The organism is Bradyrhizobium sp. ORS 278 (assembly GCF_000026145.1).
GTDB lineage: Bacteria > Pseudomonadota > Alphaproteobacteria > Rhizobiales > Xanthobacteraceae > Bradyrhizobium.
In genome coordinates this window covers 3465586-3490128 of the sequence record NC_009445.1, presented here as the reverse complement: position 1 = coordinate 3490128, position 24543 = coordinate 3465586, and the positions used below count along the sequence as shown (strand labels likewise).

At 65.9% G+C, this 24543-nt stretch carries 27 protein-coding genes; 15 read left to right on the top strand and 12 right to left on the bottom strand.

What is annotated here, in order from left to right:
- Positions 1 to 51 precede the first annotated feature (51 nt).
- Positions 52 to 645: a lipocalin family protein gene (locus tag BRADO_RS33310; RefSeq protein WP_011926246.1), complete on the bottom strand. Its 594-nt coding sequence runs from the start codon at positions 643 to 645 to the stop codon at positions 52 to 54.
- A 436-nt stretch (positions 646 to 1081) separates the two neighbouring features.
- Positions 1082 to 1900, bottom strand: coding sequence for an SDR family oxidoreductase (locus tag BRADO_RS15425; protein WP_011926245.1), 819 nt, complete (start codon positions 1898 to 1900; stop codon positions 1082 to 1084).
- Between the two features lie 93 nt (positions 1901 to 1993).
- Between BRADO_RS15425 and BRADO_RS15420 the strand changes: the two genes are divergently transcribed.
- On the top strand, positions 1994 to 2572 hold the full coding sequence (locus BRADO_RS15420; RefSeq protein WP_011926244.1) for a TetR/AcrR family transcriptional regulator: 579 nt from the start codon (positions 1994 to 1996) through the stop codon (positions 2570 to 2572).
- Positions 2573 to 2581: 9 nt separating this feature from the next.
- On the opposite strand, the gene BRADO_RS15415 is transcribed toward BRADO_RS15420, so the two are convergent.
- Positions 2582 to 2824, bottom strand: a complete 243-nt coding sequence (locus BRADO_RS15415; protein WP_011926243.1) for a cysteine rich repeat-containing protein — start codon at positions 2822 to 2824, stop codon at positions 2582 to 2584.
- A 27-nt stretch (positions 2825 to 2851) separates the two neighbouring features.
- Here BRADO_RS15415 and xth point away from each other — a divergent pair, with 27 nt between their 5' ends.
- Positions 2852 to 3640 carry an exodeoxyribonuclease III gene (gene xth, locus BRADO_RS15410; RefSeq protein ID WP_011926242.1) on the top strand — a complete coding sequence of 263 codons (789 nt, stop codon included), beginning with the start codon at positions 2852 to 2854 and terminating at the stop codon, positions 3638 to 3640.
- Positions 3641 to 3921: 281 nt separating this feature from the next.
- Here xth and BRADO_RS15405 read toward each other — a convergent pair whose 3' ends face one another.
- Both BRADO_RS15405 and BRADO_RS15400 read right to left on the bottom strand, forming a co-directional pair.
- Complete coding sequence (locus tag BRADO_RS15405; RefSeq protein WP_011926241.1) at positions 3922 to 4416, bottom strand: hypothetical protein; 495 nt, start codon at positions 4414 to 4416, stop codon at positions 3922 to 3924.
- Positions 4417 to 4579: 163 nt separating this feature from the next.
- Positions 4580 to 5305: an alpha/beta hydrolase gene (locus tag BRADO_RS15400; protein ID WP_041756557.1), complete on the bottom strand. Its 726-nt coding sequence runs from the start codon at positions 5303 to 5305 to the stop codon at positions 4580 to 4582.
- A 105-nt stretch (positions 5306 to 5410) separates the two neighbouring features.
- Here BRADO_RS15400 and BRADO_RS15395 point away from each other — a divergent pair, with 105 nt between their 5' ends.
- Entirely contained in the window at positions 5411 to 6394 is a 984-nt protein-coding gene (locus BRADO_RS15395; RefSeq protein ID WP_011926239.1) for a helix-turn-helix domain-containing protein, read from the top strand.
- Here the strand turns inward: BRADO_RS15395 and BRADO_RS15390 are convergent.
- On the bottom strand, positions 6386 to 6673 hold the full coding sequence (locus BRADO_RS15390) for a hypothetical protein (RefSeq protein ID WP_011926238.1): 288 nt from the start codon (positions 6671 to 6673) through the stop codon (positions 6386 to 6388). The genes BRADO_RS15395 and BRADO_RS15390 overlap by 9 nt on opposite strands.
- Positions 6674 to 6928: 255 nt before the next feature.
- Here BRADO_RS15390 and BRADO_RS15385 point away from each other — a divergent pair, with 255 nt between their 5' ends.
- The 4 genes from BRADO_RS15385 to purF all read left to right on the top strand — a co-directional run bounded on the left by BRADO_RS15385 (position 6929) and on the right by purF (position 11515).
- Positions 6929 to 7654 carry a sulfite exporter TauE/SafE family protein gene (locus tag BRADO_RS15385; RefSeq protein ID WP_041757521.1) on the top strand — a complete coding sequence of 242 codons (726 nt, stop codon included), beginning with the start codon at positions 6929 to 6931 and terminating at the stop codon, positions 7652 to 7654.
- 19 nt (positions 7655 to 7673) lie between these two features.
- Positions 7674 to 9173 carry a DNA repair protein RadA gene (radA, locus tag BRADO_RS15380; RefSeq protein ID WP_011926236.1) on the top strand — a complete coding sequence of 500 codons (1500 nt, stop codon included), beginning with the start codon at positions 7674 to 7676 and terminating at the stop codon, positions 9171 to 9173.
- Between the two features lie 159 nt (positions 9174 to 9332).
- A complete protein-coding gene (locus BRADO_RS15375; protein ID WP_011926235.1) occupies positions 9333 to 9959 on the top strand; it encodes a CvpA family protein in 627 nt (208 codons plus the stop codon).
- Positions 9960 to 10018: 59 nt separating this feature from the next.
- On the top strand, positions 10019 to 11515 hold the full coding sequence (gene purF / locus BRADO_RS15370) for an amidophosphoribosyltransferase (protein WP_041756555.1): 1497 nt from the start codon (positions 10019 to 10021) through the stop codon (positions 11513 to 11515).
- Positions 11516 to 12130: 615 nt separating this feature from the next.
- On the opposite strand, the gene BRADO_RS15365 is transcribed toward purF, so the two are convergent.
- Together BRADO_RS15365 and BRADO_RS15360 are read right to left on the bottom strand one after the other, a co-directional pair.
- Positions 12131 to 12688: a hypothetical protein gene (locus BRADO_RS15365; RefSeq protein ID WP_011926232.1), complete on the bottom strand. Its 558-nt coding sequence runs from the start codon at positions 12686 to 12688 to the stop codon at positions 12131 to 12133.
- The gene (locus tag BRADO_RS15360; RefSeq protein ID WP_157872567.1) at positions 12676 to 12942 is read right to left on the bottom strand and encodes a PadR family transcriptional regulator; all 267 of its coding nucleotides are present in this window, start codon (positions 12940 to 12942) and stop codon (positions 12676 to 12678) included. Before BRADO_RS15360 ends, BRADO_RS15365 begins: the two co-directional genes overlap by 13 nt.
- Positions 12943 to 13372: 430 nt before the next feature.
- Here BRADO_RS15360 and BRADO_RS15355 point away from each other — a divergent pair, with 430 nt between their 5' ends.
- A complete protein-coding gene (locus BRADO_RS15355) occupies positions 13373 to 14116 on the top strand; it encodes an SDR family NAD(P)-dependent oxidoreductase (protein ID WP_011926230.1) in 744 nt (247 codons plus the stop codon).
- Positions 14117 to 14416: 300 nt separating this feature from the next.
- Here BRADO_RS15355 and BRADO_RS15350 read toward each other — a convergent pair whose 3' ends face one another.
- The 3 genes from BRADO_RS15350 to BRADO_RS15340 are packed head-to-tail and all read right to left on the bottom strand — an operon-like array spanning position 14417 to position 16898.
- Positions 14417 to 14722: a hypothetical protein gene (locus tag BRADO_RS15350; protein WP_011926229.1), complete on the bottom strand. Its 306-nt coding sequence runs from the start codon at positions 14720 to 14722 to the stop codon at positions 14417 to 14419.
- An 8-nt stretch (positions 14723 to 14730) separates the two neighbouring features.
- Entirely contained in the window at positions 14731 to 16005 is a 1275-nt protein-coding gene (locus tag BRADO_RS15345; protein WP_011926228.1) for a patatin-like phospholipase family protein, read from the bottom strand.
- A complete protein-coding gene (locus tag BRADO_RS15340; protein ID WP_041756551.1) occupies positions 16002 to 16898 on the bottom strand; it encodes a DUF3313 family protein in 897 nt (298 codons plus the stop codon). The genes BRADO_RS15345 and BRADO_RS15340 overlap by 4 nt, the downstream gene beginning before the upstream one ends.
- A gap of 180 nt (positions 16899 to 17078) precedes the next feature.
- Here BRADO_RS15340 and BRADO_RS15335 point away from each other — a divergent pair, with 180 nt between their 5' ends.
- The 4 genes from BRADO_RS15335 (at position 17079) to BRADO_RS15320 (ending at position 20896) form a co-directional block, all read left to right on the top strand.
- Complete coding sequence (locus BRADO_RS15335) at positions 17079 to 17687, top strand: TetR/AcrR family transcriptional regulator (RefSeq protein ID WP_011926226.1); 609 nt, start codon at positions 17079 to 17081, stop codon at positions 17685 to 17687.
- Between the two features lie 98 nt (positions 17688 to 17785).
- Entirely contained in the window at positions 17786 to 18922 is a 1137-nt protein-coding gene (locus BRADO_RS15330) for a hypothetical protein (RefSeq protein ID WP_011926225.1), read from the top strand.
- A 143-nt stretch (positions 18923 to 19065) separates the two neighbouring features.
- On the top strand, positions 19066 to 20292 hold the full coding sequence (locus BRADO_RS15325) for an ABC transporter substrate-binding protein (RefSeq protein ID WP_008962012.1): 1227 nt from the start codon (positions 19066 to 19068) through the stop codon (positions 20290 to 20292).
- A gap of 229 nt (positions 20293 to 20521) precedes the next feature.
- Positions 20522 to 20896: a DUF1398 domain-containing protein gene (locus tag BRADO_RS15320; RefSeq protein ID WP_011926224.1), complete on the top strand. Its 375-nt coding sequence runs from the start codon at positions 20522 to 20524 to the stop codon at positions 20894 to 20896.
- Between the two features lie 88 nt (positions 20897 to 20984).
- On the opposite strand, the gene BRADO_RS15315 is transcribed toward BRADO_RS15320, so the two are convergent.
- Positions 20985 to 22262 (bottom strand): TCR/Tet family MFS transporter, encoded by a 1278-nt coding sequence (locus BRADO_RS15315; protein WP_011926223.1) that lies wholly within the window; start codon positions 22260 to 22262, stop codon positions 20985 to 20987.
- 304 nt (positions 22263 to 22566) lie between these two features.
- Here BRADO_RS15315 and BRADO_RS35010 point away from each other — a divergent pair, with 304 nt between their 5' ends.
- From BRADO_RS35010 to BRADO_RS35625, 3 genes are all read left to right on the top strand, one after another.
- Entirely contained in the window at positions 22567 to 22899 is a 333-nt protein-coding gene (locus tag BRADO_RS35010; protein WP_011926222.1) for a hypothetical protein, read from the top strand.
- 237 nt (positions 22900 to 23136) lie between these two features.
- Entirely contained in the window at positions 23137 to 24153 is a 1017-nt protein-coding gene (locus BRADO_RS35760) for a deaminase (RefSeq protein WP_083794887.1), read from the top strand.
- A 95-nt stretch (positions 24154 to 24248) separates the two neighbouring features.
- Positions 24249 to 24521 (top strand): hypothetical protein, encoded by a 273-nt coding sequence (locus BRADO_RS35625; protein ID WP_197535383.1) that lies wholly within the window; start codon positions 24249 to 24251, stop codon positions 24519 to 24521.
- Positions 24522 to 24543 lie beyond the last annotated feature (22 nt).

The following is a 24543-nucleotide window of genomic DNA, read 5'->3' as shown; positions in this document are numbered from 1 at the left end:
TCGTTGCGTCGCGCGTCTGCCCGGCGCGCTGGAGCTGGCGCGAGCGGTCCGTTATGGGCCGCCGGCCCTCGGGCCTTGAGGGGTCTCGACGGTTAGGGAATTGGAATACCCTTTTCGAAGCGCCACCTCTTCGGCCATCGCCAGGAGAGCGGGAGACGGATCGGGCACACGGCTGAGGATCGTGTATCCGCGTGACCTTGGAGACGAGAGGAGAGCCATCTGGTAGTCCGGATCGACCCAGACTACCCAGTAGTCGAACTCGAAAGGCCGCAAGTACAGCGGATCGAAACGGATCTTGAACTCAGTGCGGTTGGCATTGACGGGACGGGCAGATCCTTCGATCACAATGCGTCTCCCATCCAACGAGCCCTCGAAGCATTCGTTTCGCAAGCGAATCGTGCCATCCGCTTGAGCGGCGTACGTAACCCGCGTGCCCACGCAGCGGTCCTTGACCTTTTCTCGTTGCTCGAACTCCGCCGCATTGTCATCGACACTGTCCCTCAGCTGAAACCAGGTGCCGCTGTATCGATCCAGGTCCAGGACGAACCCGGAGTCGGCCCGCTCACCCGCGCAACCCGTCCCCGACATCGAGCCTAAGAACGTCCCCAGAGAAAAGAACCAAGCGCGTAGAGTTTTCGACGTCATCAGTTAGAGCCTGTGCTTCCATTGACAGGAACCGATACGGTCGCGGCGGCATCTATGCATCGTCTTGCTGTAATCCAATAGCGAGCCGAGAACGCCGTGACCCGGTGCCGGGGCAATTCGGCGCAGTGATCTCGACACCGGCCAAGTTGGCTCCGGCCTATTGACGCCGGCGGAAAGACGACGCCGGCCGCAACTGTCCATTGCTCACGACGGAAAGCATTTCCCGAATGCCGCCATCAGCCGCACCGGACCAGGCGGGCGATTGAGATCTTCTTGGCGAGAAAGCGCAGCCAAGACGTGCTGTCGGCGGTGATGCGGCCTTGCCGACATGACCCTGCTGCACGGTGAGCCGGCGGTCACGGATGGTGACGGTGGCCTCTGCCGGCTCCTCGCCATGGCTCTCGTGCTCCGTCGCGCAGCAGAGAATGTCGCGGAGTCACGCCGTCTTCGTCATGCCGGCCATCACCCGCGCCAGCATTGCGGCACGGCCCGAGCGCGGCAGCAGCATCAGGCTGGCCTCCAGCGCCTTGGCGAGAAAGCCGGGCCGCACCGTGGTGCAGCGGCCCAGCATCTTGAGCGTGCCGACCGCGACCTCGTCGGGAGTCTGGCCGCTCGCAATCGTCATGCGGGCGCGCTGGCCGAAGCCGCTCATCACCGGCCCCGGCGCCGAGGCCAGGACGTCGACGCCGAACGGCTTGAGCTCGGGCGCGAGGCCCTCGGCGAGGCTCTGCACGAACGCTTTCGTCGCGGCATAGTTGGCGGCCCGCGGCACGCCCTGGAACGCGACCAGCGAACTCATCAGCACGATGCCGCCGCGCCGTCTCGCGGCGAAGCGGCGGCCGAACATGTGCGTGAGCTGCGCCAGCGCGCGGCAGTTGACGTCGATCATGTTGAGCTCGGCGGTGAGATCGCCGTCGACGAACGGGCCCGAGGTGCCGAAACCGGCGGCGGCGACCAGCAGGCCGACATCGAGATGCGCGGTGTCGCGGTCGATGCGCGCGACATCGTCTGGCACCGAAAGATCAGCCGAGATCACGACGGGTCGGATCGACTGCAGCGCTTCGAGCTCGTCGGCGAGTGCGTCCAGCACCGCCTTGCGCCGCGCGACCAGCACGAGGCCGAAGCCGGCCTGCGCGAGGCGCATCGCCACGGCGCGACCGATCCCATCGGAGGCGCCGGTGACGACAGCAGTGGCGCCATAGGCGCGGCGCAAGCGGTCGGCCTCTGCCAACGGCCGCAGGAGAGGACTGGTCATGAACGGCTCCAATTTAGATTATGATCGAACTCTAATTGCAAAGATGTCGGACGACCGCTAAATTGTCAAGACCAACACATCAGGTTCGATCAGATGCGCAAGACACGCGAGCAAACCGCTGAGAGCAAAGCAAAAATCATCGATACGGCGGCACATTTGCTGCGCGAGCGCGGGGTTGCGGAAGCAAGCATCGCCGACGTCATGGCCGCCGCCGGCATGACCCAGGGCGGCTTCTACCGGCACTTCACCTCCAAGAACGACATGCTCACGGCGGCCACGCGGCACGCCTTTGCGATCATGGCCGACGGGATGGACCGCGATATTGAGACAGCCGGCGCCGAGGCGGCGCTGGCGGCCTATGTGGCGCGCTATCTGTCGCCCGAGCACATCGCCCATCCCGGCGCGGGCTGCCCCGCGGCGGGCTTCGGCGCCGATGCGGGCCGCATGCCGGACGTGCTCGGCGCGGAATTCGCCGCAGGCGCCGAGCAGCTCATCACGCGCGTGGCGGCCGGCCTTGTCGCGCGCGGCCATGCCGAGCCGGAGGCACGCGCGGAAGCGATCCGCACGCTGACGATGCTGGTCGGGACTGTTGTGATGGCCCGCGCACTCGGCGCCTCTTCGTTGCAAGACGAGATCGTCGCGGCGGCACAGCAGAAGCTCGCGGGGGATTGAGGAGCCGGCCTACCCCTTGGTGTCGGCGATGGTCGCGGCGTCGAGCACCTTCTTGCAGGCGTCCGCGAGCTCGGCGTAATTGCGCATCATGCAGGCAATGATGCGGCCGCCGCCCGGCAGCACGTCGACGCAGAACCTGATGTAGTCCGCCTGGCAGGCGGCGCGCTGCGCGTCGGTCGGCAGCTGCTGTGCATGCGCAGTCGCGACGCCCGACGCCAGCGTGAACAAAATGGCGGCTGCGAACTTTGGCATCAGGTCTTTCCTCGCTCCGGCGGCATCATGAAGATTGCGACATTCAACATCAACAATGTCAGGCGACGGCTCCCCAACTTGCTGGCCTGGCTGCGCGCCGCCAAGCCGGACATCGTCTGCCTGCAGGAGCTGAAATGTACGCTGGCCGAATTTCCGGTCGAGGAGATCGCCAAAGCCGGCTACGGCGCTGTCTGGCAGGGCCAGAAGACCTGGAACGGGGTCGCGATCCTCGCCCGCAAAGCCGAGCCGGTGCTGATCCGCACCGCCCTGCCCGGCGATCCCAGCGACAAGGAGGCGCGTTACATCGAGGCGGCGGTGCGCGGCATCGTCATCGCCTGCCTGTATCTGCCGAATGGCAATCCGCAGCCGGGTCCGAAATTCGACTATAAGCTCGCCTGGTTCAAGCGGCTGCACAAGCACGCGGCCAAGTTCATCAAGGACGACCTGCCCGTCGTGCTCGCCGGCGACTACAATGTCGCGCCGACGCCGCTCGACATCTATCCGACGAAATCGTGGGACAAGGATGCTTTGATCCAGCCCAAGAGCCGCGCAGCCTATGCGGCGCTGGTCAATCAGGGCTGGTGCGACGCGATCCGCACGCTGCACCCGGACGCGCCGATGTTCACGTTCTGGGACTACAAGCGCAACCGCTGGCCGCGCGATGCGGGACTGCGGCTCGATCATCTGCTGCTCAGCCCGCAACTCGCGCCACGGCTCAAAACCGCCGGCGTCGACCGCGCCATTCGCGGCGAGGACGGCGCCAGCGACCACGCACCGGCCTGGATCATGTTGAAATCGACCCGCGCCTCGCCATAACACGCTCTCCGCATGTTGGCGGAGAGAGTGTGCAGCGCCGGCCTCGGCCCTGCCCCTCTCCATGACTGTCGTATTCATGCTCCAGCGTGTAGCGCCGACCCGGCTGCCACCCCTCATGGTGAGGAGGCGCGCAGCGCCGTCTCGAACCACGAGGCCCAGTCAGCGGCCTCGCCCTTCGAGACGACCGCCTGCGGCGGTCTCCTCGGGGTGAGGAGCGATAAGGGGTGCCGGCAACTAACGAACAAACCGAACGAACAATTGGACGTGATCTCGAGACCGGCTCAGCTGCGATCCGGCCAGACCTCCTCCAGGTTGGTCCTGCGCTCCGGCAGGCCTTCGGTCAGGACAGCCGTGCCGCCGCACACCGGCAGATGCACGACGAGGCTGGCGGCATCCGGGACATTGGCCCGCGGCGTCACGTTCCACAGCATGATCTCCTGGCGGGTGCGGCGGATCTCCTTGAACTCATAGCTGAAGGTCTCCGATCCCCGCGGATATTCGCGCCAGATCTTGCCTTCCTTGCGGAAGCTGCTCTGCGTGCCGCCGAACTGATCGGCATAGGAGAGACAGGCCGGGATATTGAGCGTGTCGAGCACGGTCGCGCTGATGTTCGACACCTGGGGAATGAGGGTATTCGCTGCACCGATGGCGGCGAAAACGGTGGTGAGCGCGCCGGCCGCCATGGCGAGCCAGCTCGTCTTTGATGCGCCGGGCTTGGCGCTGACGGTCTTGTTGGACAGAACCTTGGACGGCGACGTCAAATGGAGCTGGGTCATGACTGCGTTCTCCGATGTTTCGCGAGGAGCTTTGCTGACCAACCGGGTCCGTTCATCGGAGATTAATCTCGCAGGTCACAGCCGTGGCGAATGTGAGGCAAATCACAACCAGGAATTTCCGCCGCCCTTCGCTGCACGGCTGACGGTCAGCGTCCCTGCCCTATCAGTCGCGGCCCGCGTCCATGATCGCCTGCGCCAGGCGCGCCGGATCCGAGAAACACAGCTCGTGGCTGCCGGGCACCTGCACCAGCCGGAACAGGCCGAGCTTGCCGGAGAGCCGCGGATGCCATGGCAGGCTGTGCGGCAGCGCCGTGTCCTCGGTGCAGTTGATGTAGGACTTGGCGATGGTCATCTCGGCCGGATTGGTCTTCAGCTTGATCGCGTCGGTGAAAGTCTTGTTGGGATGCGGATTGAGGATCTCGTAGGTGCGCGTTGCAGTGGCGAGATCGGCATCGTTGATGAAGGCCTCGCGCCAGATCGGGAATGGCAGCACCACCGAGCCGTCGCCGCGCTCGGCCGCAACCGCATCGAACAGCGCGACGTAGTGCGGCGGCACCATGTCGTTGAGGCATTCGCCGTCATTCGGCACGAACGCGTTCCAGTAGATCAGCCGGCGGATGCGTCCGGGAATGCGATCGGCGACGCCGGTGATGACCATGCCGCCATACGAATGGCCCATCAGCACGGCGTCGGTGATGTCGTGCTCGGTGAAGTAGTCGACGATCGAGCTGATCGCCTCATTGAGACCGGTGGTCTTTGCGTCCCCGGGGCGGTTGCCACTGATGGTCGGGAGATGCACGATATGCCCGGCGGCGCGGATTGGGGCTGCGACAGGCTCGAGCTCGGCTCCGGTGTGCCAGGCGCCGTGGATCAGGACATAGGTTGACATGGTGAGGTTCCTTTGCACGATGAAGGGACGGTGCAAGGAAGATGGGCCGGGCGGCGTTCGCCGCGCTTGGCTGCGACTGAACCCGAATGGTCTCGGAGTGAACTGATGACTGGCGCAGCATCGGAACGTCAGCGGAGCTGGAACACCGCCATGGTGCGGCCGGCGGAGCAGTTCTCCTACTACCGCGAAGCGATCTGCCAGGCCTTCATGAACCTGACGCCGGAGCCGCCGCGCCGCCACGGCTTTTCAGCGGAGGTGCAGCACATCAGTCTCGGCCGCGGCGCCATCAATCGCGTGACCTTCCCCGAACATACGGTGCGCCGCTCGCGCACGGACATCGCGGCCTCCGACCAGCGCTGCTTCTATCTGAACCTCAAGCTCGCCGGCCGCTGCACGATCCTGCAGGACCAGCACGAGGTCAGCCTGTCGACCGGACAGGTCGGCATCTTCGACAGCCACCGTACTTTCGAGCTGCGGCACGATCGCGGACCTTCGCTCGGCGTCATTTCGTTTCGCGTCCCCGCTGACGCGCTATTCGGCCGGCTGCCGACCATTTCGGAGGTTGCGCCGACGCGGCTGTCCGATGATCCCTGCCTCGGCGCGCTGATCGTCGAGACCGCGCGCTCCCTGAATGCCAATGCGCTCCGGCTCGTGCCCGACGATGCCGCGGCGCTGTTTGACGTTCTGCTCGACCTGGTCGCGCTCAGCGTCTCACGCCGCACGCGCAACGAGGCCTTCGCTACGGCATCCTTTGCCGACGCCACCACGTTGGCGGTGCGCCGCGCCATTCACGAGCGGCTGCGCGAGCCGGGCCTGACGGTCGCGACCATTGCGTCGGTTGTCGGGATCAGCGAGCGTTACGTGCACAAGCTTTTGGCGCGCGCCGGCACCAGCTTTTCCGACCTCGTGATGCAGCGCAGGCTCGACGGCATCGCGCGAGACCTCCGCGATCCCGCCTGCGCGGGCCGCGACATCGGCCGTATCGCCTTCGACTGGGGCTTTTCGGATCTGTCGCATTTTACGCGCCGCTTCAAGCAGCGCTTCGGCCTGCGCCCGCGCGACTGGCGCGCGCAGGCGAACTCAGGCTGAAAGCCGCCGCGCATTGGCGGCGACGTGCTCGCGATAGCGGCCCACGATGGCTGCAGCCGACGCACCGGCGCACAGGCCGGCGGCAGCCTCGAACGCGGCCGCGATCTTCTCTCCGACCATCAGCTGCGCTTCATAAGGCGAGTCCTGATCGCCGCGCGCGAACTTTTCCAGGCGCAACCGGATCACCTCGCCTGCCTCCACGGCCAGCATCGCGCCGGCGAGCCAGGGGAACGCCGCGGTGGTTGGCTGTGTCTTCGCGGATGTCGGCTGTCTGCTCATCGTCGCCTCGCTGCGGAACATCGGCAGGTGATGCGACGAATACGCTTCAACTTTTAAAGATGCAGACGCAAAATCATCGGCGATCGCGAGTCGGGTCGAACCACCCGTTAACCACCGGCGCAGCTCCCTCCTTCGTCATTTCGAGAGCAGCGAAACAATCCAGGGCCGTGGAAGTGGCCCTGGATTGCTTCGTCGCTTCGCTCCTCGCAACGACGTGTGGAGAGGTCTTGCCTCGTCACTGCGGAGGACGACATCTTGAGCTTCCTGTTCGTCCTCGCCGTCGGCCTCGTCGCCGGCACCTTGTCAGGCATCGTCGGCACCGGCTCATCGATCATGCTGATGCCGGTGCTGGTCTATGAGTATGGACCGAAGGAGGCGGTGCCGATCATGGCGGTGGCTGCCGTCATGGCGAATCTGTCGCGCATCCTGGCGTGGTGGCGCGAGGTCGACTGGCGCGCCTGTGCGGCCTATTCCGTGACGGGCATCCCGGCCGCGGCGCTCGGCGCGCGTACGCTGCTGATCCTGCCCTCGCGCGCTGTGGATATCGCCATCGGTCTGTTCCTGATGGCGATGGTGCCGGTGCGGCACTGGCTGGCGCGGCACGAGATCAAGGCCAACCTCTGGCACCTCGCGCTCGGCGGTGCGGTCATCGGATTCCTGACCGGCATCGTGGTCTCGACCGGGCCCCTTAGCGTGCCCCTGTTCCTGTTCTATGGGCTGTCGAAAGGCGCCTTTCTCGCCACGGAGGCGGCGAGCTCGCTCGGGCTCTACGTCTCCAAATCCATCACCTTTCAGCGCTTCGGCGCATTGACGCCGGACATCCTGTTCAAGGGGCTGATCGCCGGCGGCTCGCTGATGGCCGGCGCCTTCGTCGCCAAGCGGTTCGTGCTGCACATGAAGCCCGACGTGTTCCGCCTAGTGATGGATGGCATCATGCTGGCCGCGGGCCTAAGTATGTTATGGAACGCCACCCACTCCTGACTGCATCGATTCTCCCGACATGGCCAAGTCCACGCTCTCCTTCGTCTGCCAGAACTGCGGTGCGGCCTATACCCGCTGGCAGGGCAAGTGCGAGGCCTGCGGCGAGTGGAACACGCTGGCCGAGGAAGACACCACGGGCGCGACCTCTGCGCCGGTGTCGCTGCGCTCCAAGCGCAAGGGTCGCACCTTCCAGCTGGAATCGCTGACCGGCAAGAGCATCGATGCGCCGCGGCTGTCCTCCGGCATGACCGAGCTCGACCGCGTCACCGGCGGCGGTTTTGTGCGCGGCTCGATCCTCCTGGTCGGCGGCGATCCGGGCATCGGCAAGTCGACCCTGCTGACCCAGGCGACCGCGATGATGGCGCGCGCCGGCCATCGCGCTGTCTACATCTCCGGCGAGGAGGCTGTCGCCCAGGTGCGGCTCCGCGCCGAGCGGCTCGGGCTCGCGGATGCGCCGGTGCAGCTGGCGGCAGAGACCTCGGTCGAGGACATTATCTCCACTTTGTCCGAAGGCACGATGCCGCGGCTGATCGTGATCGATTCGATCCAGACGATGTGGACCGACACCGTCGAATCGGCGCCGGGCACGGTCACCCAGGTGCGCGCCTCGGCGCAGAAGCTGATTCGCTTTGCCAAGAAATCCGGCGCGGCCATCATCCTGGTCGGCCATGTCACCAAGGACGGCCAGATCGCCGGCCCCCGCGTCGTCGAGCACATGGTCGATGCGGTGCTGTCGTTCGAGGGCGAGGGTTCTCAGCAGTTCCGCATCCTGCGCGCGGTCAAGAACCGCTTTGGCCCGACCGACGAGATCGGCGTCTTCGAGATGACCGGTCTCGGCCTGCGCGAGGTCACCAACCCGTCCGAGCTGTTCCTGTCCGAGCGCGATCTCGGCAGCCCCGGCACCGCCGTGTTCGCCGGCATCGAAGGCACCCGCCCCGTGCTGGTGGAAATGCAGGCGCTGGTGGCGCCGACCTCGCTCGGCACGCCACGCCGCGCCGTCGTCGGCTGGGATCCGAGCCGGCTATCGATGGTGCTGGCGGTGCTGGAGGCGCATTGCGGCGTCAAGCTGTCCGGCCACGACGTCTATCTCAACGTCGCCGGTGGCCTGCGCATTCACGAGCCCGCCGCCGATCTTGCCGCGGCCGCCGCGCTGGTCTCGTCGCTGGTGAACGCGCCGCTGCCGCCCGATGCGGTGTATTTCGGCGAGATCTCGCTGTCGGGCGCGGTGCGGCCGGTGGCGCAGACCTCGGCGCGCCTGAAGGAAGCCGCCAAGCTCGGCTTTCTGCGCGTCGTGCTGCCGGAGCGCGCCCGCGGCGAGGTGGGCGGCGACGCCGGCCTGAACCTCAGTACCGTCGGCGGACTGACCTCGCTGGTGGCCGACATCGCCGCGCGCGGCACGCCCCGCGCGCGGCCAAACAGCGGCCGGGACGATGGCGATGCCGCCGAACAAGGCGGCCGCAAGGCGAGCTATGCCGAAAAAAATGCCACACCGGCGAGATTCCGCCGTCAGGACGGCTAGCCGGACCGTGACGTTCCCGTGACTCGCCGCTATACAACGCCGCATCCGGGCCCGCACGGGATCACGGACTTGCCGGGGAACCCTGCTTTCCTGCACGTGGAAGGCCGTCCTCACTCGATTCGAAGCGAACCTTGACCTTGAAGCGGACCTGAGCAGCCGATGCCGATAACGATCCTCGATCTCATCCTGCTCGGTGTCATGCTGATCTCAGGACTGCTCGCGATGGTCCGCGGCTTCATGCGCGAGGTGCTGTCGATCGCGGCCTGGGGCGCCGCCGCGCTGGTCACGCTTTATTCATTCTCCAAGCTGCTGCCGACCGCGAAGACCTACTTCAACAACGATACCGTCGCGAGCGTTGTCGTCGTCGCCGGTACTTTCGTGGGCACGCTGCTGATCGTCTCCGTCATCACGGTCAAGATCTCCGACATGATCCTCGATTCGCGCATCGGCGCGCTCGACCGCACCCTGGGTTTCCTGTTCGGCCTGGGCCGCGGCCTGCTGATCGTGGTCGTCGCCTTCCTGTTCTTCAGCTGGCTGGTGCCGGACAAGCAGCGGCCGGACTGGGTCACGGCGGCAAAATCCCGGGTGGTCCTGCAGGGAACCGGGGATTGGCTGATGTCGCTCTTGCCTGATGATCCCGAGAACACCATTTTAAAGAAATTCAAGAAGAACAAGCCGGACGACGACCAGACTGACACCGAGTCGCCCGCAGCGGGCGGCGATGGGTACAGCAAGCCTAACCGCGACAGCTTGAAGAAGCTGATCGAGAAACCCGCGGCCAAGTGAGCCAACCCCAGAAGAGAGGCGCGATGGACCAGCACCACGATTCTTCCGGCGAAGCTCCCATGGAAATCCAATCGGATCTGGACTTCGGACCTCAAGCCTACACGAGAGACCCTGACCTGGACGGAGACACGCTGCGCGAGGAGTGCGGCGTGTTCGGCATTTATGGGCATAGCGATGCCGCCGCGATCACCGCGCTCGGCCTGCATGCGCTCCAGCATCGCGGCCAGGAAGCCGCCGGCATCGTCTGCTATGACGGCACCCGCTTCCACAGCGAGCGGCGCCTCGGCCTGGTCGGCGACACCTTCTCCCGCCGCGAGGTGATCGAGCGCCTGCCCGGCACCGCCGCGGTCGGCCATGTCCGCTACGCGACGACCGGCGCAACCATCCTGCGCAACGTGCAGCCGCTGTTCGCCGAGCTCAATGCCGGCGGCTTCGCGGTCGGCCACAACGGCAATCTCACCAACGGTCTCACGCTCCGTCGCGAACTGGTGCGCGCCGGCGCGATCATGCAGTCGACCACCGACACCGAGGTGATCCTGCATCTCGTCGCGCATTCCCGCCGCAGCAACTTCATCGACCGCTTCATCGAGGCGCTGCGCGCGCTGGAGGGCGCCTATTCGCTGGTCTGCCTTACCAACAAGAAGCTGATCGGCGCCCGCGATCCCCTGGGCATCCGCCCGCTGGTCTATGGCGAGCTCGACGGCTGCCCGATCCTGGCGTCGGAGACCTGCGCGCTCGACATGATCGGCGCGCGCTACATCCGCGACATCGAGCCCGGCGAGGTCGTGATCTTCGACGAAGCCGGCATGCACAGCCACAAGCCGTTCCCGCCGAAGCCCGCGCGTCCCTGCGTGTTCGAATACATCTACTTTGCCCGGCCCGATTCCGTGGTCGGCGGCCGCTCGGTCTACGAGGTACGCAAGGCGTTCGGCGCTCAACTCGCGCGCGAGAGCCATCCCGAGGTGGATGTCGTCGTGCCGGTGCCGGATTCCGGTGTGCCGGCGGCGATCGGCTACAGCCAGTATTCGGGCGTGCCGTTCGAGCTTGGCATCATCCGCAACCACTATGTCGGCCGTACCTTCATCCAGCCGACCCAGGCGATCCGCGAATCCGGCGTGCGCATGAAGCACTCGGCGAACCGCGCCGCGATCGAAGGCAAGCGCATCATCCTGATCGACGATTCGCTGGTGCGCGGTACCACCTCGCGCAAGATCGTGCGCATGATGCGGGACGCTGGCGCCACCGAGGTGCACTTCCGTCTTGCGTCGCCGCCGATCCTCTACCCCGACTATTACGGCATCGACCTGCCGGACCGCGGCGGCCTGCTCGCGGCGACGCATTCGCTCGAGGAGATGCGCGAGCTGATCGGGGCGGATTCGCTGGCGTTCCTGTCGATCGACGGCATGTACCGCGCGATGGGCGAGCCGGCCCGCGACCCCGCCGCACCGAAATACGCCGACCACTGCTTCACCGGCAGCTACCCCACCAGCCTCACCGACCAGTCGCTGGTCGAGCCGACCCAGCAGCAGCTGTCGCTGCTGGCGGAAGCGAGCTGAGGCGGCCCCTCCTCACGCCGTCATTCCGGGGCGAGGCCACAGGCCTCGAACCCGGAACCCCGAAGTTTCATTCTGGAATCATGAAGGTCCGAGTCAAGGTCTTCGTCGAAAACATCCAGCATCAGGATGTCCCCGGCACCGACCAGTTCGCCACCATCCTGATGAAGCCCGGTCTTTGGCTCCTACGGCGACGTCGAAGGCACAAACAAGAGCTGGTCGAAGTGGACGCCCTCCGGGCACCTCTCGATCACGATCACCAACCCCGACGCGATCGACGCGTTCGAGATGGGGAAGGCGTACTACCTCGACTTCACGCCGGTGCCTGCCGCCGGCTGAACACCAATCCCAGAGAGGGCCCCCCCCGCGACTGTCGTCGCTACGGCGTGGATCAGGCGGGCCCCGCCATGCAAGCCGCGCTGACCGGAGGGCGACGTGTCCGGAGCGGGAGCTGATAACTCCCCACAGCAGACGACGGTGAAGACGGTCCCGTCACAAAGGCTCACCAGAACCCGATCAGCCAGCCCGCTGCAAGGCGATGGGGCGAAACATCGCCGGAGGTCCGCAAGCCTCCAAGCCTATTCGCGCTGAATGGCGCAACGAGCGTTGGGAAGTAGCTCAGCTGCCCAGCCGTCGGTTTGAGTCCAGCCTTGCCAGCCGACGCGACCGAGCGAAGCGGATACGGTTGAGCGCTATGTGCCACGCCTCGTAAGTGCCGTAGCAGAGTGCGAGTATTGACATGCCAAAGATAGTCCAGAATACGAGCGGTGATCGAGTCGAAAGCTTCTGGCCGCCCAGCTTGCTATAGAGGATTAGGGTCAACGCCAACGAAACCGCCATCGCGAGCGATGAAAACGCCATCCGCTGCCAGACGTTGCGTTTGGGCGGGGTGGCGACATGGTTCGCGGCTCGGGCTGACCGTCCTGCAAGCACGTAAAAAGATGCTGCATCCCAAAGCCGTCGCGTTGGGCTTGCTATGCCGCCGTTCATCGCAAGAATTTCGGCCATGTGCTCGGCGCGATGTTCTTCAGCGAAATGATTGCACCCCTTGTCGATGAGCCACTTGATGAGCGGCTCATAGACGGCGGAGACCTCGGCGCGCGCCCAGGCCCCCAGCAGCGATAGCAAGATCGAGGAACAGGCCACGCCGATCAGGGTAAGCATCAGCGTGCCCATGCGATGGCTCCTGACATAGCCTTCTCCTGACCACGCTCGAAGGCACGCTGGCCAGACGGTGTCAGGCGGTAGAAGCGCTTCTTCGGTCGACCGAGTTCGATTGGACTGTCGTCTTCCCAGCGATCCTTCAGCCAGCCGGCTTCGCGAAAGCGAATGAGGATCGGATAGAGCGTGCCGGACAGCATCCCGGTGCGCTCGCTGATGTCAGCGCCGGAGAGTTCGACGTGTCCGGCTTCAATAAACGCGTTGAGCACGCGCATCCCCTGTGAGGTGAGACGAGGTTCTGGCACTTCAGTTCGCTCCTATGTCGAAATCTACATAGCCCCTCCGAGGCCGGTTCGCAAGGTTCTCGACGGGGCGGAACATCGTCGGAGGCCCGCAAAAGCTCCGAACCAATTCGCGCCGGAATGGTGGAACCGAGGCTAGCTGGTAGTGCGAGGATATTCCCCCCGCGTCGTCTGCAGCGACGCGGGGGAGAGACAAGACACATCTGCAAAGTTTAATGCTTCGCAACGCCCCGGAATGATGGGCGTGTGCTGAGCAGTCGTCCCGACGCACGCCGGGACCGTAGCCACCGGCCGTTGCTTGACCAACAGGACTAGCCACGGGCAGCCAACTCCCTCATAACCGCCGCGGAGTATGGGTCCCGGCGTGCGCCGGGACGACGGCCCTGAGATGATCGTGATGACCCTTCCCCTCGCCAATCGGATTGCCCTCGTGACCGGCGCCTCGCGCGGCATCGGCCATGCGACCGCGCGCGCGCTCGCCCGCGCCGGCGCGCATGTCGTGGCCGTCGCCCGCACGCAAGGAGGGCTGGAGGAGCTCGACGACGAGATCCGCAAGGAGACCGGCCACGGCGCCACGCTGGTGCCGCTCAGCATGACCGACAGCGACGGCATCGCCCGGCTCGGCGCCGCGCTGCACGAGCGCCACGGCAAGCTCGACATCCTCGTCGGCAACGCCGCCGTGCCCGGCCCGTCCTCGCCGCTCGGCCATATCGACCTCAAGCCCTGGAACGACGTCGTGACGGTGAACCTCTCGGCGAACTTCCAATTGATCCGCTGCATGGAGCCGCTGCTGAAGGCCTCCGATGCCGGCCGCGCGGTGTTCCTCACGTCGGGCGCCGCGCAGCGCGCGCAGGCTTATCTCGGCCCCTATGCGGTCACCAAGGCGGCGCTGGAGACCCTGGCGCGCGTCTGGGCGCACGAGACCGAGCGCACGGCGCTGCGCGTCAATCTGTTCAGCCCTGGCCCGATCCGCACCCGCATGCGCGCCACCGTCTTCCCCGGCGAAGACCCGATGACGCTGGACACGCCCGAGCAGGTCGCCGAGTTCATCGTGCCGCTCTGCCTGCCGTCCTGGACCGAGACCGGCAAGCTCTACGAGTACAAGACCCGCACGCTGAAGAGCTTTCAGCTGCCAGCGTAGCGCACCCGCGCGACCGCTGACATCACGTGCCCGCCACGATCTCCACGAACGCGATGCTACGATCGGGCCCGGCTGCCTGCGACCTCCGCCGTCGTCGTCCCGGCGAACGCCGGGACCCATAACCACCGGCCGCCGTATTTTCACACGATGGCAATTCAGACTTTTCGTCCCCACGCGCATCACGCGGTATGGGTCCCGGCGTTCGCCGGGACGACGGCGGCGAGCGTGATCGGCACCGCGCTTCTCATGCATGCCGCGTCAGCGCGCTCGTGCCTGATGGCCGTCGGATCCGATCGGCACCTATTTCGAATCCGGGCTTGCAGCCGGCTTTGCTGCCGCGCCCTTGGCCGCCGCCGGGACCTGCCGATCACGGACGGCCATCAGCTCCTTGCGCAGCTTCTCCTGCTGCTCCACCGACAGCACCGGCCGCTGCTCGTCATGCGGCAGGTCGTTGACCGGAAGATAGTTGTAGGTGTTGTTGAAGCTCGCACCGGCCTCGGGAGCCGGCGTGGACGACGTCGCGCAGCCGGCGAGCAACAGCGTGGCCAGCAGGGCCGCTGCGCTAGGCAGCGCGCGCGCAGCGGCGACCACTCCGGAGTCTCGCACCGATCTGCTCATCGCGCCGCCGCCATCGTGGGCGCAGACAGCTGCGCCGTGAGGCCATGCTCGTTCGATTGCAGACCCGGCAGGCTCCGCACCCAGGGATAGCCGCGCCGTCCCATCTCGAAGCCGCGATCGAACAAGGCGGTCATGTAGGTGCGGTCGAACGCGCCGTTGGGCTTGACCTGGAAATCCGCCGGCACGCTGGCGAGGTTGAAGTCGATGTTGTTGAACTTCGCCACCGTATAGATCCGGTAGATGTCGCCGATGCCCTGGTTCTTGATCAGGGTCGTCAGCGAGCGCTGCGTCACCGACAGCACGTCGGCCCCGACGCTGTCCCATTCCGGATCGATCCGGGCGTTTCGGATGACGTAGAGATGCGCGCCGCTGACGCTGCGTCGCGGACCGCGTGCGGCGACGAGGCGCAGCACCGACGGGCCGATGAACACCTGCCGCGTGACGCCGCCATCGACATGCAGCTCGTCGTAATCCTTGTCGCCGATCCTCACCTTGATGCGCACCGGCGCGAAGGCGCCGGGCACGGTGGCGGAGGCAAGCAGCACCTGGCGGAACAGGTCGATCGCCTCCGGCGTGTCGGCGGCGGCGATGCGGCCCATGTCCCACAGCACCGGCCGCTGCGCGTCGAGATTGGTGGTGCCGACCAGCAGCACCCTGCCCTTGGCGCTCTCGCGGGCGACGTCGCGCAGGAAATCGCGGTCGACATATTTCTCGATCAGGCGCGACAGCGGCGTATTGTCGGCCAGCGCCGAGCCCTGCAGCAGGCCGGGAATGTTGACGGTGAAGATGTCCTTGCGCTCATAGGCGGTGAAGATCTCGCGCAGCCGCTCGTCATGCGCTCGCCCCAGGAACACGAACGGAGCCATGAGCGCGCCCGAGCTCACGCCCGTCACCATGTCGAAGGTCGGCCGGCTGCCGGCCTCGCCCCAACCCGACAGAAGCCCGGCACCGAACGCGCCATTCTCCGCTCCGCCGGAGATCGCCAGAAAGTTCATCGGACGCGACGCGGCCAGTTCTGCCGAGGCGCGCTGCAACGAGGCTTCCGCCATGCGCGGCGACGGCTCATCGCCCCAATAACGGACGTCGCGGAAGCCGACCGGCTCGGCATGAATGGCCGCCATCTCGGACGGCGCGTTGCGCGGCACGATCGCGGCGCAGGCGCCAAGCTGCAGCGACGCCACGAGCACGACCGCCAGCCGCGAGACAATGGCGCGGAGAGTGCCGAGAGTCAGAGTACTGAGAGTGAGAGTGCTGAGAGCCATGGGCATCATCGCGTGGGTTGCTGCTCCATGCTCGCGACTTCAGGTGAAGGCGGCGGCGAGGACGACTTGGCCTCGTCCGCGCCCTTGTCGGTCCAGCCCGGCGGCAGGCCGAGACCGGCGCCGACGAATCCCTTCAGACCCGGGAAGCGACCAAACTGCTCACATGCGGCATATTTAGGGGCGCCCCCGAGCTTGGCTGGGACGCTGGACACCGACGGCAACGAGGCCAGCGACGACACGCCTGAGAACGGCGACTCCCCGGTCGACACGAGCTTGGCGAAATCGGCGCCGAATTCGGACGCGAGGTCGTAGGCGTCGCCGTCATTGGCCATGCGCGCCGTCGAGATCGAATTGGCGCCGCGCGCCCACACCATCGCTGCCTTCTGAAAGCCGGCAAAGTCGCGCGCCTCGGCTTCGACCGACAAGGTGCCGAGCCCGACCGGCAGCCGCGGCACTGGCACCGGAACGCCGGGAAGCGCGACGCTCTTGGCGATCGAGGCAGCCTGCGAGGCGGCGGACGCGGTCGCACTCGTGGCCGTCGCATGGGTGACGGTGGCCTTGATGGTCAGATCGGCGTCGTCGCGGGGCCCGACGATCTCAAACCGCTCGCTCAGCCGCAGGCACATTTCGCGGCTGATGGCATTGGTCACCAGCTTCCGCTCGGTCTCGTCGAAGGCGACGTCGGCGCGCGGCGAAAACGCGGTCGGCTCGATCCGGACCGTCTTGGCCTCCAGCAGATCCGCCTTGCTGGCTTTGATCTGCGCGCGCGTGACCAGGCCGTTGGCATCGGCGAGACGATCGTAACTCTTGAGCGAGCCCGCCCGCTCCAGCGGCGCCGTCGCGCAGCCACCGGTCGCAAGCGTCAGGGACACCGTGCATTGCAGCGCAGCCAGCCGCGTCATACGAGAGAAATCCGTTGATAGATAGCTCACTCTAATTATTTCCACGGGTCCGGCGGCTTGTCCATGGAAACTAGATCAAATTCTCTAGAAAACAGCGGCGAGAAATATTATTTTATATTACAAGGGTTTGGCAAAGTTGGATGGAATGAGGCGGCCGCTGGGCAGGCAGAGCGCGAACCGATGAGGAAGGTTGATCCGGTCAGGCACGAGCAGAAGCGGGGCGAGATTCTCCGCGCCGCGCTGGCCTGCTTCGTCCGGGATGGCTTTCACGGCGCCAGCACCACCGACATCTGCGCCGAGGCCAAGATCAGCCCGGGCCACCTCTACCACTACTTCCCCAGCAAGGAGACGATGATCCAGGCGCTGGTGGAGCAGAACCTCTGCCACGCCGCCTCCCGTCTCAAGGTTATCTTGACGGAGCCCGACGTCATCGAAGCGCTGGTTCTGGAGCTCGAGAGCACCAGCATCCACCGGCCGGAGGCCCAGGTGCTCAGCGCCGAGGCGCTCGCCGAGGCCTGCCGCAATCCGCAGTTCGCAGCCATCGTTCATGCCCATGCGCGGGCGATGCGGGCACTGCTGGTCGATTTCATCACCAAGGCCCAGCGCCGCGGCGAGGTGGACGCGGGCCTCGATCCCGAGGCGACGGCCAACATCCTGTTCGTCGTGGTGGACGGCGCGCGCGCGCTGCCGATCCGCAATCCGAACGTCGACGTCGCGCAGAGCACGCAGCATCTGCGTCTCATGCTGACGCGCTTCCTCAGGCCCGCCGCGGCGTCGGCGGTCGCGTGAGACCGCGCATCGCCATCGCCGGCAATTGACACCCTCCCCCGCGCACGATTGACTGCATTCAACTAAGCGGATGACCGCAGCAGATCGGGGAGGATGCCATGACGCGAGGACGACGCGGACGCGCAAGTGGTCTTGCCCTGACGTTGCTGACGGCCGTCGTCGCGACCGCCGGCGCCCTGCTCCCCCACACCGTCCGCGCCGCTGACATCCCGGCCTTCGCCGTCGAGCCGTCCTGGCCGAAGCAGCTCCCCAACAACTGGATCCTCGGCCAGGTCGGCGGCATCACCGTCGATGCCCAGGGCCACATCTGGGTCATCCATCGCCCGCGCTCGCTGACCGACGATGAGAAAGGTGCGGCCCTCAATCCGCCCCGCTCGAAATGCTGCATCCCGGCGCCGCCGGTGCTGGAGTTCGACACCGACGGCAATCTGCTTCGCGCCTGGGGCGGCCCTGGACCGGGCTATGAATGGGTCGGCCGCGAGCACGGCATCGAGGTCGATGAGCGCGGCTTCGTCTGGATCGGCGGCAATGCCGACAATGACAATGCGATCCTGAAATTCACCCTCGACGGCAAATTCGTCGCGCAGATCGGCTCGATCGCGCCGAGCAAGGGCTCGAACGACACCACGCAGCTCGGCAAGCCCGCAGAGACCGCGATCGACAAGGACGCGAACGAGATCTACGTCGCGGACGGCTATGGCAACCGGCGTGTGATCGTGTTCGATGCAACGACGCTGGCCTACAAGCGGCACTGGGGCGCCTATGGCCATGTCCCTGACGATGCCAAGCAGCCGCCCTACGATCCCAAGGCGCCGGTCTCGCAGCAATTCGGCAATCCCGTGCACTGCGTGAAGATCGCCGACGACGGCCTCGTCTATGTCTGCGACCGCATCAATGACCGCATCCAGGTGTTCAGGAAGGACGGCACCTTCGTGACCGAATGGTTCTTCGAGAAGGCCACGCTCGGCAACGGCGCGGTGTGGGACGTCGCGATCTGGCCCGATCCGAAGCAGAGCTATCTGCTGTCCGCCGACGGCGAGAACAACGAGATCCGGATCATCCGCCGCGCCGACGGCAGCGTGGTCGGAGCCTTCGGTCACAATGGCCGCAATGCCGGGCAATTCCACTGGGTGCACGCGATGGCGGTGGACAGGCAGGGCAACGTTTATACCGCCGAGGTCGACACGGGAAAGCGCATCCAGAAATTCAGGCTGACCTCGGATGCCCTGCGTTAAGGCTTAAGCGAGACGCTCAAAGCTTGGGCGCGCCTTCCTCCTTTGGCGCATTGCCGCGACCGGCGAGACCGGCTAATCAGGATGACAGACGGCAAAGGGCGCCCAAGATGCCCTGCCGCGACACGACACCAGGGAGGACTTTGATGACGACGTCTCACGCGCGACGGATTGCCGCGCTGCTTGCCGCCACCACGCTCAGCTTTGCCGGCTCCGCCTTCGCCGACGACAAGGTCGTCAAGATCGGCGTGCTCAACGACATGTCGAGCCTCTATGCCGACATCGGCGGCCCGAACTCGGTGGCCGCGATCAACATGGCGGTCGAGGATTCCGGCCTGAAGGCCAAGGGCTGGACCATCGAGGTCATCAGCGGCGATCACCAGAACAAGCCCGACATCGGCGTCAACATCGGCCGGCAGTGGATCGACACCCAGAAGGTCGACGTGATCATGGACACGCCGAACTCCGGCGTGGCGCTGGCCGTCTCCAACCTGGTCAAGGACAAGAACGTGGTCCTGATCAATTCCGGCGGCGCGACGGCCGACCTCACCGGCAAGGCCTGCAACGCCAACACCATCTCCTTCACCTACGACACTTACATGCTGGCGAACGGCACCGGCAAGGCGCTGACCAAGTCCGGCGGCGACAGCTGGTTCTTCCTGACCGCGGACTACGCGTTCGGCCAGGCACTGGAGCGCGACACCTCGGCGGTGGTGACGGCCAATGGCGGCAAGGTGCTCGGCTCGGTGAAGCATCCGCTCAACACCGCCGACTTCTCCTCCTTCCTGCTGCAGGCGCAGTCGTCGAAGGCGAAGGTCATCGGCCTCGCCAATGCCGGCGGCGACACCACGAACGCGATCAAGCAGGCCTCGGAGTTCGGCATCGTGCAGGGCGGCCAGAAGCTCGCCGCGCTGCTGCTGTTCGTCAACGACGTGCACGCGCTCGGCCTGAAGGTCGCCCAGGGATTGACGTTCACGGAATCGTTCTACTGGGACCTGAACGAGCAGACCCGCGCCTGGTCCAACCGCTTCATCAAGCTGTCGCCCAAGGGCACGATGCCGTCGATGACCGTCGCCGGAAACTACGCCGGCACGCTGCATTACCTGAAGGCGCTGGAAGCGCTTGGCGGCAATCCGCATGACGGCGCCAAGGTCGTGGCCAAGATGAAGGAGATCCCGACCGACGATCCGCTGTTCGGCAAGGGCCCGCTGCGCGCCGACGGCCGCCGCTTGATCCCGGCCTATCTGTTCGAGGTCAAGAAGCCGGAAGAGTCGAAGTATCCGTGGGACTACTACAAGCTGATCGCGACCATCCCCGCCGAGGACGCCGCCAAGCCGCTCGAGGCCAGCGAGTGCCCGCTGGTGAAGAAGTAGTCTCACGACCCTCTCCTCTCCGAGACCGCGTCGCGGCGCCGGTCTCGGGAAGCAGCTCCTTTCAGCCCCTATGTGCAACAGCCGACGCCTCCCCGGGCGTCGGCGCGAGCGATGCCCCGGTTTATCGACGACAGCTCGTGAGACCCCGGGATGTTGCGTGCGGCTCCGGCTTGCGCTCGTCGGGAATGTGAAGACACAGACTCGTAGATCCCGCCTCTCGGGAAATACCATGAGCTTTCCGCAGATCGTTGGCACGTTGATGAAAGCCGGATTCGAGAGCTATGCGATCGACTTCAGGCGCGCGACCGCGACCTATTACTTGGCCGACGGAGACAGCATCGAGCTGCCGGTCCACCGGATCCATACGCCGATCACACCCGCGTTCGACACATCGCGCATGCAGGCCGCCATCCGGGAAACGCAGCAACAGGTCCCTTGCTACACTTACAGAGGCTTCTGCGAGAAAGCGGTTTCGGCGGGCTGCGCTGGTTACATCGTGTCGTTCTCGGGCCGTCGCGCCCTGTATGTCGGACGCACCGCCGAAACTCACGTTGAGCACTTTCCAAATCACCAGGCCGGGAGCCGCCGTGGACTTGGATCGTGAAGATGCGGCAGGCGGAAACGAAGGTGCGCTCTTCGTCCACGCGTGCTCACAGTCGACTGTGCAGCACGGTTTGCGCGCGCTGCCGTCATCATGACTTTCTTTCCTCCGCGCGCAGCGCCCGCACCGCGATGACGAGCGCCACGATCAGCAGCGCCGAGGCCAGCAGGAACGGCGCGCCCGGCAGATGCAGCGGCGCGCCGGCGCCGATGAAATACGCAAACGTCAGCGTGAACAGGAACGGCCCCGCGAGTTGCGCCATGCTCTGCACGCTCGACGTCGCGCCCTGCAGCTGGCCTTGCCGGTCCGGCGGAACCAGCCGCGTCATCAACGCCTGGATCGCCGCACCCGACACGCCCCACAGCGCCATCGCGGGAATGCCCGTCCAGCTCAGCATCCCCGTTGGCGCCAGGCCGAAGATCAGGAACCCGACCGTGCCCGCGGACAATCCGAGCATCAGCGCGCCGCGCTCGCCGAGCCTGCGCACGATGAAGCCGACGGCGCCGCCCTGCACCACCATTGCGCAGACGCCGACGATCGCGAGCGTCAGGCCGACCGTGCGCGTGTCCCACCCATAGCGATAGGTCGCGTACAGCACGAAGGTCGACGGCAGCACCACATGGGCGAGCTGGGTGATGAAGTTGACCAGCGACAAGCCCGCCAATGTCCGCTCCGAGCGCAGCAAGCGCAGCGCCCCCAGCGGGTTCGCCGCGCGCCAGCGGAACGCGCTGCGACGTTCGGCCGGCAGCGATTCCGGCAGCACCAGCAGGCCATAGAGCGCATTGGCGAAGCTCAGCCCGGCCGCCGCCCAGAACGGCAGCCGCGGATCGATGTCGCCGAGCAGACCGCCAGTCGCGGGACCGAGCACGAAGCCGGCGCCGAACGCCGCCCCGATGCGGCCGAACACGGCGGCCCGGCGGTCCGGCGGCGTGAGATCGGAGATGTAGGCAAACGCCGTGGAGATGCTGGCTGAGGTGACGCCGGAAATCAGCCGCCCGAGGAACAGCCAGGCGAGCGACGGCGCCAGCGCCATCAGCACGTAGTCGGCGGCGAGGCCGAAATTCGACAGCAGGATGACGGGCCGCCGCCCGAACCGGTCGGACAGGCTGCCGAGCACCGGCGAGAACACCAACTGCATCAACGCCCAGGCCGTCCCGAACAGCCCGAAGATCCGCGCGGCCTGCGCCGTGTCGTTGCCGACGAAGCCCTCGATCAGCTTCGGCAGGATCGGCATGATCAGCCCGAGCGCGAGCATGTCGAGCAGGATGGTGACGAAGATGAAGGCGACCGCGCCACGGCGCGGCGCCTGCGGCGGTGCCGTGTTATTCAAGATCGTGTCGTCGGATGTCGTGTCGTCGGGACGGAGCATGGCCTGCCATCGGATGTGCGTCCGCGGCGACGCAGGACGGAGCCGACTTATACACGTGGCGACCGGACCGGCAATCCACGCAGCTCAGCGGCCACGGCCCGGCGGCGCGACCGTTGCCGGCTCTCCGAAGGCGAGACATCTTCAGCTGCACCTTGGCTCCAGAACGAGCGCGCCCGCACTCGGCGCTGGAGGACTACCAGTCATTCCCGCTTGTGTGGCTGGACTCGTCGACTCGGCTGGAATTCTAGATGATCTTCAAGCAGTCACTCGTTCTGAGGACCTCGATCGCGATGTATTATCACGCTTGAAGGGACTTCGCGCGGCGAAGCCAAGTGCCGAGAACTATCTAGCTGCTCACCACGCGTGGTTGCGCTGGCAGTTCGCCGATGCCCTGGTCTGGGGTCGCGAGCCTTTTTCGCTAAGTGACATCTATGCTGAGACGGACTGTGGTCGACTCAGCTGGTCGGAGATTGTCGATCAAAGCAGACAGCGCGATCCTTTCCGAGATGACGAGACAAACGGCGGTCGGCATAACCTGATCGACACCGTCATCGAGTTGTTCTCGGATCCCAAAAAGTTCCTAGACCTTGTCGTCGTGCAGGGACCACCGGATGCGGCAAATCCGCGTTTTCGTTGAGGCTGTTATCCAGCGTGCAATTGACCCCGTATCGGCGTGCAAATTTTGCACGCCGGATAACAAGATGATCGTTGCCGCCGTCTCACGCGGCGCGAAGCCCGACGCGGGCTCCGTGTCCTTCGCGTTGCCCAACGCGCGCTTTCGCGTAGTCGAGATCACCATGCGGCTCGACAACGTGATCGCCGGTGTGCGCAGGGTCCGCGCCACCGGCACCGTCCCAACCTTGGATGTCGCGTGGTGGCCAAACGCGCTGCTTTTTGGATGGATCAGGCCGCCGCTGCCGCCACGCAGAGCAAGGATCGCAGCCGCAAGATCGGTTGCGTGATAGTCGATCGCAACGACGTTTTAGTGCAAATGGGCTGGAAGGGCTTTCCCCGCCGCGTGAACGAAAATGTCGAGGCTTGCCATGTGCGCCCGCTGAAAAACAAGTGGACCGAGCATGCCGAGCGCAACGCCATCTATAAAGCTGCCGCGCGTGGCGTCAGCACACTCGGCTGCACGATCTATCTCTCATGGTTTCCGTGCAGCGATTGCGCTCGCGCGATCATTCAGTCCGGCATCGAGCGCCTGATCTGTGTGGCGTCCGAGCCGGACGATCCGCAATGGTCCGAGGACATACGCTTCATCCTCATGGCGAGGAGCGACCGCAAGCGCGTGCTGTGGCCGATGCCGACCCATGCCCGCGTGCCGGCGAGCGGCAACCTCTCGTTGTTCGGCGACATGAAGCCGTGGCGCCCGGCGCGCGACATCATCGACTGGAAGATCAAGGGCCGCTCGATCTATGACCGGAAGAAGCCGCTCGCCCCTGCGACGCTGGCGCGCATCCATGCCGGCGCCGTCAAGTTCGGCTGGCCTGAGCCCTTCATCGTCACGCTGCGCAACCACATGGCGGCGCACGGGGTCGACCAGCCTATCCCGACCATCGCGGCGAACGGAACGCATATCGGGCTGGCAGAGCCGTTCCTCCTGAATCGCCACGGGGACGGCTACGGCGAGACGCGCGCTCATTCGATCGACGAGCCCGCTCCCACCGCGAACTGCGACGGCGGCGGCTACGTGGTCGAGCCGTTGGTCGTCAACCTAAAGGGCCAGTCGACGGCACCGAAATTGAGTCGCCCCTGCCGACGCAGACAGCGCACGCCGGCCATCTCTATATCGCGGAGCCGTTCGTCTTCTCCCGCCATGCCGAGGGAGCCCCGCGCTCGGTCGACGAGCCGACTCCGACCCAGGTGGCCAAGCACTCGTATTGCCTGATCTCGCCCTACTACGGCTCCGGATCTGGCGAGACCTGACAGAGCGCGTCCGAGCCGCTGCCGACGGTCACCTCGAAGGGGCGGTTCGGAATAGTGGTGCCGGTCACCCACGCCGACGGATCGAATCGCGCGCGCGACGTCGCCGACCCATTGCCGACGCTGACCACCGCGAACCGCGGCGAGCTGGCGTTTATCACCGCGGCCTTCGGCGAGCGCGAGGGCCAGGATCCGCGTGTGCACGACATCGGGGAGCCATCGCCGACCATCTGCGCCACCGGCCGGGTCAACCTCGTCCAGGCCACGCCGCAATTCGACATCCTCTTCCGTATGCCGGCGCGCGCGTCCATCGTCCAGCGAGCGGCCGAATGAGCCGCCGCCCCGCCACCGTCAC